The sequence below is a fragment of the Oribacterium sinus genome (assembly GCF_014202695.1).
GTDB classification, from domain to species: Bacteria; Bacillota; Clostridia; order Lachnospirales; family Lachnospiraceae; genus Oribacterium; species Oribacterium sinus.
In genome coordinates this window covers 254,349-271,235 of sequence record NZ_JACHHH010000001.1, presented here as the reverse complement: position 1 = coordinate 271,235, position 16,887 = coordinate 254,349, and the positions used below count along the sequence as shown (strand labels likewise).

Annotated in this window: 13 protein-coding genes; all 13 read right to left on the bottom strand. The window is 44.4% G+C overall.

The window, feature by feature from the left end:
• Window positions 1-306: 306 nt before the first annotated feature.
• The 13 genes from HNQ46_RS01120 to HNQ46_RS01060 all read right to left on the bottom strand — a co-directional run bounded on the left by HNQ46_RS01120 (window position 307) and on the right by HNQ46_RS01060 (window position 16,828).
• Window positions 307-2,151: a sugar phosphate nucleotidyltransferase gene (locus tag HNQ46_RS01120; RefSeq protein WP_183681846.1), complete on the bottom strand. Its 1,845-nt coding sequence runs from the start codon at window positions 2,149-2,151 to the stop codon at window positions 307-309.
• 184 nt (window positions 2,152-2,335) lie between these two features.
• Window positions 2,336-4,456, bottom strand: a complete 2,121-nt coding sequence (locus tag HNQ46_RS01115; RefSeq protein WP_183681843.1) for a glutamine synthetase III family protein — start codon at window positions 4,454-4,456, stop codon at window positions 2,336-2,338.
• A gap of 264 nt (window positions 4,457-4,720) precedes the next feature.
• Window positions 4,721-5,587: a class II fructose-1,6-bisphosphate aldolase gene (fba, locus tag HNQ46_RS01110; protein WP_040648254.1), complete on the bottom strand. Its 867-nt coding sequence runs from the start codon at window positions 5,585-5,587 to the stop codon at window positions 4,721-4,723.
• A gap of 84 nt (window positions 5,588-5,671) precedes the next feature.
• The gene (gene thrC / locus HNQ46_RS01105; RefSeq protein WP_183681839.1) at window positions 5,672-7,147 is read right to left on the bottom strand and encodes a threonine synthase; all 1,476 of its coding nucleotides are present in this window, start codon (window positions 7,145-7,147) and stop codon (window positions 5,672-5,674) included.
• 13 nt (window positions 7,148-7,160) lie between these two features.
• Entirely contained in the window at window positions 7,161-7,778 is a 618-nt protein-coding gene (gene udk, locus HNQ46_RS01100; protein ID WP_243155795.1) for a uridine kinase, read from the bottom strand.
• 43 nt (window positions 7,779-7,821) lie between these two features.
• Window positions 7,822-8,526 (bottom strand): ABC transporter permease, encoded by a 705-nt coding sequence (locus HNQ46_RS01095; RefSeq protein WP_183681836.1) that lies wholly within the window; start codon window positions 8,524-8,526, stop codon window positions 7,822-7,824.
• Complete coding sequence (locus HNQ46_RS01090) at window positions 8,501-9,460, bottom strand: ABC transporter ATP-binding protein (protein WP_183681833.1); 960 nt, start codon at window positions 9,458-9,460, stop codon at window positions 8,501-8,503. Before HNQ46_RS01090 ends, HNQ46_RS01095 begins: the two co-directional genes overlap by 26 nt.
• The gene (locus tag HNQ46_RS01085; RefSeq protein ID WP_183681830.1) at window positions 9,457-11,796 is read right to left on the bottom strand and encodes a hypothetical protein; all 2,340 of its coding nucleotides are present in this window, start codon (window positions 11,794-11,796) and stop codon (window positions 9,457-9,459) included. Before HNQ46_RS01085 ends, HNQ46_RS01090 begins: the two co-directional genes overlap by 4 nt.
• Before the next feature lie 6 nt (window positions 11,797-11,802).
• Window positions 11,803-13,038 carry a sensor histidine kinase gene (locus tag HNQ46_RS01080; RefSeq protein ID WP_183682178.1) on the bottom strand — a complete coding sequence of 412 codons (1,236 nt, stop codon included), beginning with the start codon at window positions 13,036-13,038 and terminating at the stop codon, window positions 11,803-11,805.
• A 56-nt stretch (window positions 13,039-13,094) separates the two neighbouring features.
• Window positions 13,095-13,796: a response regulator transcription factor gene (locus tag HNQ46_RS01075; protein ID WP_007155840.1), complete on the bottom strand. Its 702-nt coding sequence runs from the start codon at window positions 13,794-13,796 to the stop codon at window positions 13,095-13,097.
• 105 nt (window positions 13,797-13,901) lie between these two features.
• Window positions 13,902-15,047 carry a bifunctional chorismate mutase/prephenate dehydratase gene (locus HNQ46_RS01070; protein WP_183681827.1) on the bottom strand — a complete coding sequence of 382 codons (1,146 nt, stop codon included), beginning with the start codon at window positions 15,045-15,047 and terminating at the stop codon, window positions 13,902-13,904.
• Between the two features lie 123 nt (window positions 15,048-15,170).
• On the bottom strand, window positions 15,171-15,929 hold the full coding sequence (locus HNQ46_RS01065; protein WP_183681824.1) for a lysophospholipid acyltransferase family protein: 759 nt from the start codon (window positions 15,927-15,929) through the stop codon (window positions 15,171-15,173).
• A gap of 83 nt (window positions 15,930-16,012) precedes the next feature.
• Entirely contained in the window at window positions 16,013-16,828 is an 816-nt protein-coding gene (locus tag HNQ46_RS01060) for an ABC transporter permease (RefSeq protein ID WP_183681821.1), read from the bottom strand.
• Window positions 16,829-16,887 lie beyond the last annotated feature (59 nt).

The window sequence follows — 16,887 nt, the reverse complement described above, 5'->3', positions numbered from 1 at the left end:
CTCATGAATTATATACGTTTAAGCCTGCGTTGGCTGTACGCCATAATAAGCCTACGCATTCGGGCTGCACGCCATAAGCCTACGCATTCCGTAGGAATGCTAAAGCAACCGATACGGATTTTTGTCCATAAGCTAGCTTATGAGCAAAAATCTGCATCGGCTGCTTTTTATAAAAGTGGCTTCGCCACTTTTAGGCTTATGGCTGAGTTAAGACTTTTGAGCTAATGACTGAATGGCTACTTTTGAGATTATACTTTATTGCCAAGTCTAGCTTCATGGCTTTCAAATCTAAAAACGATTCCGGTTCTAAATTCCCAAAATCTTCTTGGCATCCTTGAAGTATCTAAGCATTTTCAGACTGTATTCTCCAAATTCTTGTCCTTTTCTCATCTTATAAGCACACCACAGGCTCCATAACAGTCCTGATAATCCCATATAGGCAATCAGTAGTTTTTCCAAATCCGCTTCTGTTCTTCTGCTCAGAATCAGCGGTTTTTCTTCTCCTTCCGCCTTCGCCACCTGCAGATAATCTTTTAAAAATTGCTTTGCTTCTTCAAAATCCATATAGGAGTAGATTGCTCCCATGGCGATATCCAGCAAGGGATCTGCCATGCCTGCGTACTCCCAGTCAATCATCTTCACGCCTTCTTTTGTGAAGATAAAATTATCCTGCACCGCATCGATATGACAAAGGCAAAGGGGTGGGTTCGTTCCTTCCGTAAACTGAAGCATCCTTTTCATTCCTTCTTTGATTTTTCCATAGTCCTGATAGGGGATTTCTCCTCCTCCTTCCAGGCAGATATCTTCGTAATATTGGATTTTTTCTCCCAGGGAAAAGGCGTGATTCACCTCTTTTTTTCCTTCGTGCAGCTTTAATAAAAGCTTCATACAGGCTCTTCTTTCCTCTTGTTTGGAAAAGTCTGCATTTCTGGCTTCCTCATAGTAGCGGGAAATCTTATAGCCGTTTTCCGGATTAAAGTACAGAAGCTCCTCTGTAATCTCCAGATCCTTTACAATGCTGTAAATTTCCTCTTCTTCTCTTCTGTTAATCAGCTTGCCGGTGCCCACTCCGGGGATTCGGCAAATGAAATCCTTTCCGGCATAGTCTTTATTTTCACTTTCCTCATGGATACTGAACAGGAAGGATTTATTGGTCATTCCCGCCTTTAAGCAACGAAGCTTTACAATATCCCGCTCCGGAATCCGAAAAACCGAAGAAATCAGCTCCATAGCTTCCGAACCGGAATGGTCATTGTACTTTTCATCAAAAAGACGCAGCTCTTCTAAATTTTCAAATTCATAAATCTGTCCGTCCTTTTGCTCATTTCGATAGATTGGGGGCAAATGCTTTAACTCTAAACGGAGCACATCCTCCCAGTAAAAATCTTCCGTTCCCGGTCTATGGTAGTATTCCTCTATAAAGGGCCGAAGAGCCGCGAAAAATTCCTTCTTCAGGAACACCGGACCGTACATACAGTAGGCATCTTCTCCGCCTACCTCCACTCTTTTAATCTGTCCGTCCTTTCCGCAGTCTAAAACCCACTCCTTAGTCTCTCCTGCCATGTAGCTGGCAGCATACCAGGATAGGGGCTCAATGCTGTGATACATATTTTCCCGCATCCAGTTGTCGGAAGAAAGAATATAAAAGTTTTTCCCCTCCACCGCCTTTCGGGCATGATACAGGGTTCCGATGGTATTCTTCGTAGAGTACTCCGGATTATATAAAAGCTTCACGCCATAAGCATCTACAAGGTAGTCAAACTTCTCCTTCAAATATCCTACCACGATGGTGATATCCTTAATCCCTACCTCATGAAGCTGCTTAATCTGTCGCTCAATCATTCTTTCCCCAAAAACCTCCAGCAATCCCTTGGGACATTCATAGGTTAGGGGAACGAAGCGGGAGCCGAAGCCTGCGGCCAAAATCAGTGCCGCATCCACCTTGTGTTCCTGTAAAAAGGCCTTTCCTTTTTCCGTCAGGTTCCGCTTTTCTCCCTTGCTTTCCTGTTTTTCCAGATAGCCCTCTTCTTCCCAGTGCTTGATGCACTGATTCACCTTTCCCAGGGACATCCCTGTTTCCTCAGCCCATTGTCTTTGGCTGTACTCCGGATGCTCCATCATATTTCGCAATAAAATAGTACAGGAATTCATTTTTTCTCCTCTTCTATGCCAGGCAGTAACGTTCATTATAATTATATATCGTCATATTATGAACATTATAATAGAAAAAAAGAAAATTTTCTCCTGTACTACTTTACGATTTATTGAAATTTATTTTTATTCACAAAGGGCTGTCAAAATCAAAATGATTTGTTTAGCAAGATCGGTCTGATTCTTAAATCTCGGAAACTTCGTATAAAAGGTCTCCATAGCTTGGGAAAGGCCATAGGCTCTTGTCCATGATGGTCTCCAGTAAATCTGCCGGCTCTCGCAACTCCGCCATATCCTTGGTAATCACCTTATGGAAGAAAAAGGCTTTTTCCTTTTCCTCCGAAAGCTCTGCAGCCTCTTCCAAATGCTGCAAAAGCTTTTCTCTGGCCTTTTCCATATCCTCCAAATACTGAGAGGCCCGGTTTAGCAGCTTTTCCTGGGCATAGGTGCTGGCCTTCGGAGAAGCAGCCTTAACGGCATTTAAAGATTCAGCCAAGTTTTGTACGAAGCGAATCGCTGCCGGAATAATCTGTTTTCCGGAAATATTCACCATGGCTCTTCCCTCAATGGAAATCACCTTACTGTAATGTTCGTACTCCACCAGCTCCCGGCTTCTAAGCTCTGTCTCCGTATAGATGCCGAAGGAGGAGAATAAATCAATGGACTTCTTCGTGGTCAAGGCGGAGATGGCATCCACCATAGATGGATGATTGGGAAGGCCTCGTCTCTTCGCCTCCTCTACCCATTCCTTTCCGTAGCCGTTACCATTGAAAATAATCCGCTCATGCTCTCTTAAGAGCTTCTTCAGATAATCATGTACCGCCGTTTCAAAGTCTTCCTGCTGTTCCAGAAAATCCGCTGCCAGCTTAAACTGCTCCGCTGTAATGGTGTTCAGGATAATGTTGGCACCGGCAATGGAATCGGATGAACCCACCATACGAAACTCAAACTTGTTTCCGGTAAAGGCAAAGGGCGAGGTTCTGTTTCTGTCCGTATCATCTCTTGCCACATCCGGAAGGGAACGTACACCGGTATTGATATGCTCTCCCTTTGTGGATTTTGTTGCATAGCCTGTTCCGATGAGCTGGGCTACCACCTCTTCCAGTTGACTACCCAAAAAGCAGGAAATAATGGCGGGAGGTGCCTCATCCGCCCCAAGTCTATGGTCATTTCCCACATTGGCCGCAGACATCCTCAGTAAGTCCGCATGGTTATCCACAGCAGCTAAAACGCAGGCCAAAACCAGAAGGAACTGCACATTTTCATGGGGTGTTTCTCCCGGATTCATCAGATTGATGCCGTCATCGGTGGACAAGGACCAGTTGTTATGCTTTCCGGAACCGTTAATGCCTTCGAAGGGCTTTTCATGAAGAAGGCACTCCAAACCATGCCGGGAAGCCACCTTCTTTAGATTTTCCATCACCAGCTGATTGTGATCCACCGCTAAATTGGCTTCCTCAAACATGGGCGCCATCTCATGCTGGGCAGGAGCCACCTCATTGTGCTCGGTCTTTACAGGAACCCCTAAAGCCCAAAGCTCCTGATCCATATCCCCCATAAAGGCGGCAATTCTCTTCCGAATGACTCCGTAATAATGGTCATCCAGCTCCTGGCCCTTTGCCGGCATTCTGCCGAAAAGAGTTCTTCCGGTATAAACCAGATCTTTTCTTCTAAGGTATTTTTCCCGGTCTACCAGGAAATACTCCTGCTCTGCACCAACAGTCGCCTTAACGGAACGGCTGCTCTGATTTCCAAAAAGACGGAGGAGTCGTAAAGCCTCCCGATTAATCGCCTCCATGGAACGAAGAAGGGGAGTCTTTTTATCCAGTGCTTCTCCGGTATAGGAGCAAAAGGCTGTAGGAATGCAGAGGGTTGTGGTCTCTCCGTCCTTTCTCAGGAAAGCAGGACTGGTACAATCCCAAACCGTGTAGCCTCTGGCTTCGAAGGTAGCTCTTAAACCGCCAGAGGGAAAGGAAGAGGCATCCGCCTCGGAACGCACCAGCTCTTTTCCGGAAAATTCCAGCATCACCTTTCCTTCTCCCACAGGGCTCAAAAAGGCCTCATGTTTTTCCGCGGTAATACCGGATAAGGGCTGGAACCAGTGAGTATAATGAGTTGCTCCCTGCTCAATGGCCCATTCCTTCATTCCCTGGGCCACCGCATCTGCCAAGTCGGGACTTAAAGCATAGCCCTCCTGCATACTTTTCTTCAGCTTCTGGTAAACATTTTTCGGTAAACGCTCCCGCATTACACCGTCATGAAATACATTTTTGGAAAAATTCTCTATCCCGTTTCCAGTCCGCATATTACTCCTTTACTGATTGCTTTACCAAACGATTCCTCTTTTTAAATGCAAAAGGGACTGTAAAAATCAAAATAATAAATAGATTTTCGGCAATATAGGTCTAAATGAGGGGTAGTCTGAGCCCGTCGGTACTTGCGAAAAACAAGAGAATCGAAGTTTTTCGCTTAGTATCCGCTACGTGGCGAAGCTAGCGAGAGCGTGCCCCAAATTTAGACCTATATTGCTTAGAAAACTATTTTGATTTTTTACAGCCCCTTCTTCCTCTTATGCTTTATTAGCGCAACCGAATAACTCAATCTTTGCCTTACATTCTTCAATGATTGCATCTGCACCCGGCTTTAAGAGCTTTCTCGGGTCAAATCCCTTACTCTTCTGATCGGAACCTGCTTCAATATATTTTCTGGTAGCTGCAGCAAATACAAGCTGAAGCTCTGTATTTACATTAATCTTTGCAACACCCAGAGAAATTGCCTTCTGAATCATCTCCTTAGGAATTCCGGAACCGCCATGAAGTACCAATGGCATCTTCTCTCCGATCTGCTCCTTGATTGCAGCAAGAGTATCGAAGGAAAGTCCCTTCCAATCAGGGGGATAAACACCGTGGATATTTCCGATTCCTGCAGCCAGGAAGTCGATGCCTAAATCTGCAATCTTCTTACATTCAGCAGGATCCGCACACTCTCCCATACCTACAACACCGTCTTCTTCTCCACCTATGGAACCTACCTCGGCCTCAATGGAAAGACCTGCCTTATGGGCAGCCGCTACCAATTCCTTGGTCTTTTCAACATTTTCCTCAATATTGAAATGAGAACCGTCGAACATGATGGAAGTAAATCCTGCCTTGATGCAGGAATAGCATCCGTCATAGGAGCCGTGATCCAAATGCAGAGCTACCGGAACGGTAATGCCAAGGCTCTTGTCCATAGCCTTAACCATTGCGGCTACTGTTTCAAAACCGGTCATGTACTTTCCTGCACCCTCGGAAACACCAAGGATTACTGGAGACTTGGTCTCTTCGCAAGCCAGAAGAATGGACTTTGTCCACTCCAGGTTATTGATATTAAACTGAGGAACGGCGTAATGGGAAGCCAGCGCTTTATCCAACATTTCCTTTGCATTAACTAACATATTAATCCTCCTTTTTAGAAAAGAATATTCATTATCATAAATCTCACCCTAAACTACGGGGAGAGTGTAACACATTTTTAAAGCCTAGGAAAGCAAGAAATGAGAAACCGTTGCCTCCATATCCTCTACAGAACATACGGTACTGTGGCGAATTTCTCCCTCCTCCACTTCCTTTACCGGGGCAGGGATAGGCTCCTTCCAGAGCTTTTCCAAAGCTTCGATTCCTTCAAATACATCCTTTGGCACAGGCTCCTTTAAAGCCTTTAAAACAGTCTGGGAAAATTTATAGGGACTTGCGGTGGAAACAACAAGGCATTTGTCCCGTCTTCCCTGCTCGTAGGCATAGTGATCAGCCACCACCTTAGCCACTGCGGTATGGGGATCCAGAACATAGCCCGTTTCCTTATAGGTCTGGAAAATGCTTTGACTGCCCTCCGCTTCCTTTCCATAGCCACTGTAAAAGTCCTTAAGCTCCTTCTCCATAGCCTCTGAGATCCGGTATTTTCCTTTTTCCTTCAGTTCTTCCATCAGCTTCTTGCATTCCTCGGCATTTTCTCCGGCAAAATACAGGAGTCTTTCCAGGTTGGAGGAAATCAAAATATCCATAGACGGGGAGGTGGTTACATGGAAGGGACGGTTCTTATCGTAAATTCCGGTGCGGAAAAAGTCGGTTAACACCTTATTGTCATTGGAAGCACAGAGAAGCTTGCCTAAAGGAAGTCCCATACGCTTTGCACAATAAGCCGCCAAAATATTTCCGAAATTTCCGGTAGGTACGGAAACGTTCAAGCTCTCTCCGGCCTTCAGCTCTCCGCTTTTTAGCAAACGACAGTAGGCATATACATAGTAAACAATCTGGGGAACCAGACGACCGATATTAATGGAGTTAGCGGAAGAAAGTCTATAGCCCTTATCCAGCAGCTTCTCCTGATAGGCTTTATCGGAGAAAATCTTCTTTACTCCGCTCTGGGCATCATCAAAGTTTCCAAGAATAGCCGCCACATGGGTGTTCTGTCCCTTCTGGGCACGCATCTGCCGCTCCTGGAAGGGAGAAACTCCGTCCTTCGGATAGAAGACAATAATCTCACAGCCCTCCACATCGCAAAAGCCTTCCATGGCAGCCTTTCCGGTATCTCCGGAGGTGGCGGTAAGAATCACAATCTTCTCCTGAATCTGATTCTTTTTACAGCTTACCTTCATCAGGTAAGGAAGAATGGACAGTGCCATATCCTTGAAGGCCAGGGTTCTTCCGTGGAAGAGCTCCAGATAGTAGCTGTCTCCCTTTTTTACTACAGGGGCAATTTCCTTTGTAGAAAACTTATCATCATAGGCAGAATTAATGCAGTAACGTAATTCCTCCTCCGTAAAATCCGTAAGATAAAGCTTCATGATTTCATAAGCCAGATCCTGATAGGATAACTCAGCATAGTCTTCTAAAGACTTCTGAAGCTTCGGCATTTCCTTCGGTACAAAAAGTCCCCCGTCCTTTGCCAGTCCCTGCACAATGGCTAAAGAAGGACTTACATTTTCTTCTCCTCCGCGTGTGGATTGATAAACCATATTTTCTCCTTTACTACTCATTCTGCAATAAGCTTTCAATCTTTGTCTTCATCAGATCAAAGGCAACATCATTCATTCCGGAATTCATCACGATATCCGCCTTGGCTCTGGTAGGCTCCACATAAAGATAATGCATAGGCTTTACCGTGTTTAAATACTGTTCGGAAATATCCTCTACCTGACGACCTCTTTCCTTCACATCTCGAATAATTCGCCTAATAATTCTTTCGTCCGCATCCGCTTCCACATAAATCTTTATATCAAAAAGGGAGCGCAACTCCGGATTCTCCAGCACCAAAATCCCCTCCACCAGAATAATTCTCTTCGGTTCTACAACAAAGTACCGGTCGGTTCTGTTGTGGGCACTGAAATCATAGGTGGGAGAGGAAATACTTTCTCCCCTTCTCAAAGCCTTCAAATGCTTAATCAAAAGATCCGTTTCAAAGGCATCCGGATGGTCATAATTGGCCTTTTGCCGTAGGGCAAAGGGCACTCCGTCATTGGACTTATAGTAATTGTCGTGGTAGAGAACTGCCACTTCCTCCGGAAAGCATTCTTTGATTCTCTTGGTAAAGGTGGATTTTCCTGAACCGGAACCTCCCGCTATACCAATCATTACCGTTGAAAACATAGTTTCCCCTCTTCCTTTTAAACTTCCTACAGAATATCCTAGTTCAATTTGTTTGTAAACCTCTTAGATATTTTTTCCCTATTCCTAAAAAACTCAAACTAAAGAGGATAAAAAACAGAAATGCCAGGATCAGACCGTAGAAAAAATATCCCTGAGTTCTACACCAGTAAAGTCCATAGAAAACAAACAAAAAGCTGATAAATTCCAGCACGTAGCTCAGTGCCGTGGAATAAGCCGTATTCTTTCCCAGACAACTGCAAAAGATACCGAGAGCCGTGCAATAGAGGGCGGAAAAAATATAAAAGAAAAAATATAAAAGCACCAAACTGCCGGAAATTCCGCCATAGATATATAAGGTAGCCAAAAAAGGAACTGTGGAGGAAAGTAGAGTCAGATGGGTGGACATATAGGCTATGAGCTTTCCCTGTAGTATGGTCTTTTCCGTACAATCCGTACACAAAAGCAGAGCTAAGTTGTTTTGCTCTCTTTCCTGGGTAATACTGGAAGCACTTAGGGCAGGAGCCAAAAGCAGAAGAAAAACAAAAAGGCCGCTCCCTACATAATAATAAAAACGATTAAACATGGCGTAACGAATTTCTCCCGTCTGCTGTGCATTCAAGGAAATATAATAGAGATTTCCGAATAAAAGCACAAAGAGCAAAAGATTGGTAAAGAAAATCAGCATAGGAAGAAACAAACTTCGGTTTCCCAGCAAACTGTCCTTACTCCATATCGGATTCTCTTTCATAAGATAAAAGACTCCTTTCCTCTTGAGATTTTTGAAACAAAACGCCCTCGATACTGCCCTGCTCTCTATAGAAGGAATAAAGCTTGATTCCGCTTTCCACTATATTTTGTAAAAGCCCGGCCTCTTCCTCCTGACTTCCCGAAAAGCCTACCCGGATTTCATTTTCCCGAAGGCTTATAGACTTGACTTTCGGCTCATTTTTTAAAGCCTGCATAAGTCCTGTATTCTTCCCCTGCACTTGAATAATAATAGGATTTTGCATGCTGAGCTCTCGGGTGATCTGCGACACCGATCCGCTCCGAATCATTTTCCCCTGATGCAAAAAGCCCAGATGGGTGCAAAAGTCCGACACTTCTCCTAAGGAAGAGCCTGTCATGAAAATGCTTTTTCCTTGACTTTGATAATCCAATAGCATGGTTTTGATTTCTTCCAGTGTTCTTGGATCCAAGCCCGCCAAAGCCTCATCAATAATCAGAATCTTGGGATCGTGCAGAATTGCTCGAACAAAGGAGAGCTTTTGTAAAGCCGCCTTGGGCAAAAGCTCCATGGCACTGTCCTCCCAAGCCAAAAGCCCGGACATTTCCAGAAGTAGTCGAATCCTTCCCCGAATACGGCTTTCCTCCATAGAGTAACAGGAGGCAAAAAACGCAAGGTATTCTCCCACCCGCATCTGGGGATAAACTCCCGGAATATTGGGCACATAGCCCAGCCTTCGCTTAAGTCTCCGCAGTCCTGAGCCTGCCTCCATATCATCAATAAAAATATGACCGCTATCCAAGGGATAAAGCCCCATTAGAAGATTCACAAGAGTGGATTTCCCGGTATCCGGAAGTCCCAGCAGGCCAAAAATCTGATCATCGGAAACCTCCAAGGAGAAGTCTTCAATCACCTTGATGCCGCCATAGCTTTTTTTTACATTTTGGAATTGAATCATGCTTCCTCCTTTGCCACAACATAAATCTGAGGCAGGTACTGCCTGATTTGAGGAGAAACATTGCTTTCCTTCGGTACAAAGCGGATATTCAGCTCCTTCTTCTCGCTTAAATAGGGAGTGAGCTTCTCTCCTTCCAGGGTTCCGTCCTTGGAAGGAAGCAGGTCATAGCCTCCTGTCTGATAATTGTAAAGAGCCATATTTCCCTGAAAATTCTGCAAGAGCTTTCCATCCTCCAGCTCTATCTTTTCAAAACGGATACCTTCAATATTCTGCTCCTCTCCCAGGGGGTAATGAATTTCCAGGGGAATCATAGGATTCATGGTATTGGTCTGTAAATCGTATTCTCCGCTGGACACCACAGGGTCTCTGGAAAGGGCACAATACTCTATGCTGTCTCCTTCCTTCCGATCCAAAGCCACAGACTGGGTAAGAATATGTACACCGTATTTTTCGATATTTTTTTCTGCCGTAAAGCCCAACTGCTCCTCCCGGATAAAGCCGAAGAATCGGGCATCGGAAAAATAGCCGTGCAACCTTTCACTTAAAATATACCGAAGAAAGTTCTTTCCGTTTCCGCTACTGATTAGATTACTGCTGTACTCATAATCTCCCACAGGTATGGCTATGCTCTCCAAGGTAGACAGGTCTATTTCCGCCCCGCTCTCCCATTTTCCACACTTCACCATTCTGCCGAAAAGATAAAAAAAGCTGTCATAGAAGGTGTATTCCGTGGTATTTTTCAGTTTTCCGCTAATCTTTCCCTGATAATAATGGATGATGCCCTGAATATCTCCCTTGGCATTGGCGGATTTTTTATTGATATTAAAATAATGAGGAGCAAAGGCATCACTCTTGATGATATGAATCAGAGACTCCTCTCTGTCTCTACGAATATCCATCCGATGCAAATCTTCCTTTTGCAAAAGTTCGGTAAGATCTCCGGTAAAATCCATTCCCTTTACAATGGGATTCACGGTATATTCGGGCTTTACGGAAAGACTGATATTGTTTTCATTGGGAGAACGCAAGTTAATGTAGTTCTGTTCCTCCACCGTATTTTCCGTAATTTGCGAAAGCTTCAGGTAAGAAAGAAAGCTTCCGTTAAAACGGGTTCCCATCCCCAGGGACCAGACAATTACACCCAAAAAGAGGGAAAACAGCAGAATACTCAAACGATAGTATTTTAAATTTCCCTGAGAACGCATCAGAAGATAAAGCCCCGGTCCCAGAAAAATCAGGCTGGGAAAGAGAATGGCAAAATATAAGGCCAGGGAGGGGAGCTTACTTAAATCGGAAAGATTCATCAGCTCCTCTAAATCCCAGTACTGCTTTAAGCTTTTCTCCGATGCGGATATGGACAGGTTGTCCAAACGGTTTTGCCCATAGAGGGCAAGAAGCAGTCTGCCTACATAGGAGCTGTCTTCCGTGGCATAGCGCTCCACTTCGGATAAGTCATAGCCTAAAACAGCCAATAAGCCGTTCCCCTTGGGAAGCACGGAAAGGTAGGGCTGATTTTCTGAAAAAAGCCCCTCTCTTCCTCCTCTAAAATGTACGGGAGAGCTGAAAACCGATACGGTACTCTCTTGGGCCAAGTCCCCCTCTGTACCAAGATGCAGAGGTCTTTCCCGAAAATCCAATTCCTTTTCCAGTAAGGCGGAATAATTGTCCCCTAAGGTTTCTCTTCCTCTTGTCCCGGAAAGAGAAAATAAAACCACCCCACCCTGTTCAATATAGGAATTGATGAAATTTTCCTGTTCCTTGGACAAGGCGGAAAAGGAAATATCCCGAATAATCAATAAATCCAAAAGAGAAAGCACCGACTCTTCCTTGGGAAAGGACTCCGGTTGAAATGCAAAAGTTCTGCTTTCCAGAAGTCCGTTATTGATTCTGGCATTGTGCAGATAACCGATTCCCTCTCCCTTTTCGGAAAGAATTCCCACAAAAAGCTCCGCATCGGTTCCCGAAATATCCAAGCCCACTCTTTGGCTGTTGATTTGCTCTCCCCGCTTATTCTCAATGCTGATAAGCATCTGATTCACACCGGTGGGAAGACTCAGGTTCTTTACCAGCTCTTTTTTATTGTTGCCTTCCACCACAATTGGGTAGGAATATTCCACGATACTCTGGTTGGATTCCGCAAATAAAACCTTTAAGTTACCGGAAAAAACCTGTTCCTCCGTATTTTCCACTGTAAGAAAAAGGGGCAGACTTCTCCCGGACTTCGCCGTATTTTGTATTCCGTACTGGTAGCTTAAATTCAGATTTTCCGCTCTTCCCTCTTTTCCCATGAGGAAAAGGAAGAAGAGAAATACAAAAATCAACGCCTTCTTTCCCATCTCTCCCTACTTTCTGTCTTTCTTGCGATTCTTCTTTTCCGGCCTTCTCTCAGGCTTTTTCTCTACTCTTCTTTCAGACCTGCCCTCATTTTTCTTCTCTCCGCTCTCAGTTCCTTTACCGTTTCTTTCTTCCCGGACAGGTCTCTCCGCAAAGCTCTTTCCTTCCTCCGTATATTTCAGGGGAAGAGTCACGTTAAATCGGGTTCCTCCCATATCCGACTGCACCGTAATATTTCCATGATGCATGTCCACGATATTCTTTACAATGGCAAGTCCCAAGCCGGTTCCTCCCGTGCTTAGGGAACGGGAATGCTCCACGCGGTAGAATTTATCAAAAATCAACGGCAGTTCCTTTTCCGGAATCACATAGCCGAAGTTTAAGACCTGCACCATCACCTCTTCCTTTTCCTTACGAAGACGAATCAGAACTCGCTTTCCTTCCGCCCCGTATTTGATGGCATTGCTGATTAAGTTATCAAAAAGTCTGGCCAAAAGGTCTCCATCCCCCTCGATAAAAAGCGATTTCACATTGGCGGAAAAGTCATAGGAGAGATTGTTTTTCTCAAAATTCGGATAGCTTTCCTCCACCAGCTGGGACAAAAGTTGAACCAAATCCAGGGTGCTGATATTCATGTTCAGTTTACCGTAGGATAATTTTGTAAAGCCAAAAAGCTCTTCGATTAGTTTTTGTAAACGGAGAGCTTTGTTATATACTATTTCGATATAATGTTTTTTCATTTCCTCCGGAACCATCTGGCTGTTTCGAAGCAAGTCCAGATAGCCCAAAATAGAGGTGAGGGGGGTTCTTAAATCATGGGCAATATTGGTAATCAGGTCTGTTTTAGACTGTTCGTTTTCCCTCTCCCGTTCAATATGGGAGGACAGTTCCTCTTCCATAAGGCGGATGCTTTCCGCAATATGCGCCAGCTCTCCTTCTCCGGAAATGGCAATATCCGTATGAAAATCCCCGGCGGAAATCTGCTTTACCCCCTGAGCCAGAGTCTCAATATCTCTTGCCGTCTTTCTTTGCAGAAAGAGGAAAATGATGGTAAAAATCAAAATCCCCACCAGCACAAAAAGTAAAATACTGACGGTGCTGACAAAGGCAAAGCGTTGTACAAGGGGATTGTCATTTCCGATTTGCACTAGGTAATTGGTGTAGGAGCCGATATTTAAAACCAAAAAACATTCGATAACCGCTGTAAAAAGGGCGGAAATTCCCACATGAACCAACAGTTGCATGAAATAGCCCCGACCGAAATGGTGGGGTAAACTCGTCTTCTTCAACGCCAAGACCCCTACTTTTCAATCTTATAGCCAACGCCCCAAACGGTGGTGATAATCTTGTCCTCTCTCTGATCCTCTTTCATCTTTCCTCTCAGACGACGGATGTGTACCATAACCGTATTATTGGCCTCATACACCTTTTCATTCCAAACCTTTTCAAAAATCTCATCGGTGGAGAAAACTTTTCCGGGATGAGATGCCAAAAGGAAGAGAATATCGAACTCGATGGGGGTAAGCTTAATGTCCTCATCGTCAATCAATACCTTATGATTGTCCTTATTAATCAGCATATTCCGAATATGAATCTCATTATTCACATAATTGGGACCCGCATTGGGATTTAACTGGGTATAGCGTCTTAACTGAGACTTTACCCTGGCAGTAAGCTCTAAAGGATTAAAGGGCTTAGTCACATAGTCATCCGCCCCGCCGGTTAAGCCTACAATCTTGTCCAGATCCTCGGACTTTGCAGACAGCATAATCACGGGAATATTGGAGCTTTCCCGAATCTTACGGCACATCTCCAGTCCGTTCATTCCCGGCATCATTACATCCAAAAGCACCAGATGAATCTCTTCCTGAGACAAAATCTGTAAGCCTTCCTCCGCATTATATGCCTTAAATACTTTATATCCGTCAGACACCAAGTAAATTTCCACTAACTCGGCAATCTCTTTCTCATCGTCTACTACCAATATATTAATTTGCTGCATACTACCTCCTTAGCACAATATGTCATAGTGTACTGGATATTTGCGAAAAAAGAAAGATTATCTACTTTCTAAGTTCTTGCATTTTCGTTCCGAAAAACTTAATTTTTATCTTTTGAACTCTTTAGAAGGATAATTTCCTAAAACTCTAAAATCAACGCCCTCTTCCTGTAAACAGCTCAAGGCATTCAACACTTCCTTTTGCTCTAAATTTCCAAGAAAATCCACATAGAAGCGGTAAGAAAACTCTCCGTCCCCCACCGGTCTGGACTGAATCATGGTGAGAGTCAATCCGTTAAACAAAAAGTTCCCTAAGATATGGTACAGACTTCCCACTGCATGGGGCAGAGAAAAGGAAATACTGAGCTTTCCGGCATTCTTAGAGAACACGGCTTCTTTTCCTAAAATGAAGAAGCGGGTAGTGTTCTCCTTTTTACTGAGATTTTCCTCTAAAATCGAAAGACCGTACTCTAAGGCTGCTTCCCAGCTGCACAAAACCCCGGCGCCCTCTTCCTTCGTCTCCATAAGATTCTTAGCGGCAATCGCTGTATTTAAACTGGGAATTCCCTGTATCTTTGGATACTTCTGAAAAAAGTCTGCACACTGGGACAGGGCCTGGGGATGGGAATAGACTCTTTTGATGTCGGAGAAAGATTCTCCCGGAAGGGTAGCCAGGCAATGGGAAACCGGAAATTCGATTTCCTGCACCACATAAAGCTTAGGATGCTTAGCCAGAAGGTCGAAATTGTCCTGTACCATGCCGTAGGTGGAGTTTTCCATGGGCAAAATGGCATAATCCGCCCTTCCTTCTTCCAAAGCGGAAAGCACCTCCTGAAAATGTGTGCAGGCTATCATATTTTCCTTTTGGAAAAAAATTCTTCCCGCAAGATAGGAGTAGGCTCCCTCCGCGCCCTGATACACCAGGCTTTTCCCGGAAAAAGGAAGACAATCCAGCTTTTGAAAACCGGCGGAAAATCCCCTTCCCCGTTCCAAAAGCATACCGATTTGCTTTCTTCTGGACATACTCATCATTTCCTGAAAAAGCTCGGTAATGGATTCCTGTAGCTTCGGGTCCTCCACGTAGCTTCTTGCCACCTGAAGCTTTTCTTTTTCCCTCTTGCTGTCCAGAACGGCCTTTCCGGTATCCAGCTTGAATCTGGCCACATCCTCCACAAGACCCATTCGTTTTTCGAAAAGATGAACAATCTCCCGATCCAATATATCCAATTCCTTTCGAATCTCCAAAAGATCCATACACCCTTCCTCCTCTTTATTCCATAGCTTTCGCCTTGTGATATTCGGAACTTTTCTGCTATTCCGATTATACTGTTCTGTCTTTACTGTTCCGTCTTTACTGTTCAATCTTTACCGTTCCGGCTATACCGTTCCGGAAAGCTCCCTAGCCTCCTTCTCTTTCAGCTCCGCAAGCATCTCCCGGATCCGTTCCTTGGTATACTCCGCAATATTCTTTCTGTCCTCCTCGGAAAGCTCTGATAAATCTATAGGCTTTCCGAATTGCACATAGACCTTGGCGCTGTGCAGTCTGGGAAAATCCTCTTCCATAATCCTTCTGGTATTAATCATGGCCACCGGAACAATCTTGCAGCCGCTCTTTTCCGCAATCTTAAAGGAGCCTGCCTTAAACTCTCCCAGATCCAGCTCCGACTCCCCCCTCGTTCTAGTACCTTCCGGGTAAATCCACATGGAAATGCCGGCCTTCACCTGCTTAATGGCCTCAATAATCACCTGGAGGTTTTGCTTCAAGTTTTCTCTATCCAAAAAGAGACAATGCAGCTCTCTCATCCATAACTCTATGTTGGGAATTTTTGCAATTTCCTTCTTGGAAATAAAGCCGGTAGGACGGGGCAAAATGCTGTAAGCCACCACAATATCAAAGTAAGAGCGATGATTTCCGATAAACAGTACCGCTTCCTTCTCCGGAATTCTATCTAAACCATCCACGGAAAGCTCCACCTTGCAGATTTTTAAAATCTGCCGTAATTTTCCCCCCACAATGGAGAGGACTAAATCATCCCGTTTTTCACCTTTTTCCATCTTTCGGATAGAAAAAAGACGCAGGCTGCCAAAGCTTAGGAAAACAGCCAAAACCACTACTACCAAAACCATTGAAAGCATAAACTCTCCTTTATTTCTATAAAGACTTTGTGCATTGTCCCCTTACAGGAACAGACCGTAAAAAATAAGTTTCGTTACAGACTTTACAGTACATCGGAAAAATGAGGCCGTAAAGAGCGGAAAAATCTTAGAGAGAATAAAAACATAACCGTGGTCACTCCCCAGAAATACAGGCTTAAGCCCGGTCTTTCGAAGAACCAGTGTCCGGTAAGCATAGAATCCCTGTAGCCTGCCACAATATAGTACATAGGGTTTATCTTCAAAATCCACTTAACAATGGGCGCCTTCCCGGTAAAGAGGGTTTCATCATACATAATCGGGGTCATCCAAATACCGAACTGCAAGACAATTCCCACAATCTGCTGCATGTCCTTAAAAAAGACGGAAACCGCAGAGGTAAAGAAGGATAAAGCCAAGGCGTAAAAGGCCGTGGCAAAGGAATAAAAGAATACCTGTGGCCAGGTAATCAAAATAGGCTCTCTACTAAACAGGGCAAACAAGAACATCACCAGTAGGAAGAAAAGATGCACCAGAGAACAGCTGATTAACTTAATAATCGGCAAAAGCTCAATGGGGAAAACCACCTTTTTTACCAGATACTGATATTCCTGTAAGATTCCCGTGTTCATATTCATCACTTCCGAAAAGAAAAACCAGGGAACCATTCCGGGAATCAACCAGGTGGTATAGGAAACATTGGGCACCGGAGGACTGGATTTAAAGCCATAGGGACCAAAGATAAAAGCATAAATCGCAATGGTTACCAAGGGCTGAATCAACATCCAAACCGCCCCGAAATAAGAGCCTACAAAACGCTTCCGAAAGTCCGCAAAGGCCAGGCTCACAATCATTTTTCTTTTTTCTTTACAAATCCTGATAAGGGTTAAAAATCCCCGCATGCTATTCCCTTTCCGTTTATCTCGAATACTCCAAAGGAAGGATGAAATGCTTCCTTCAG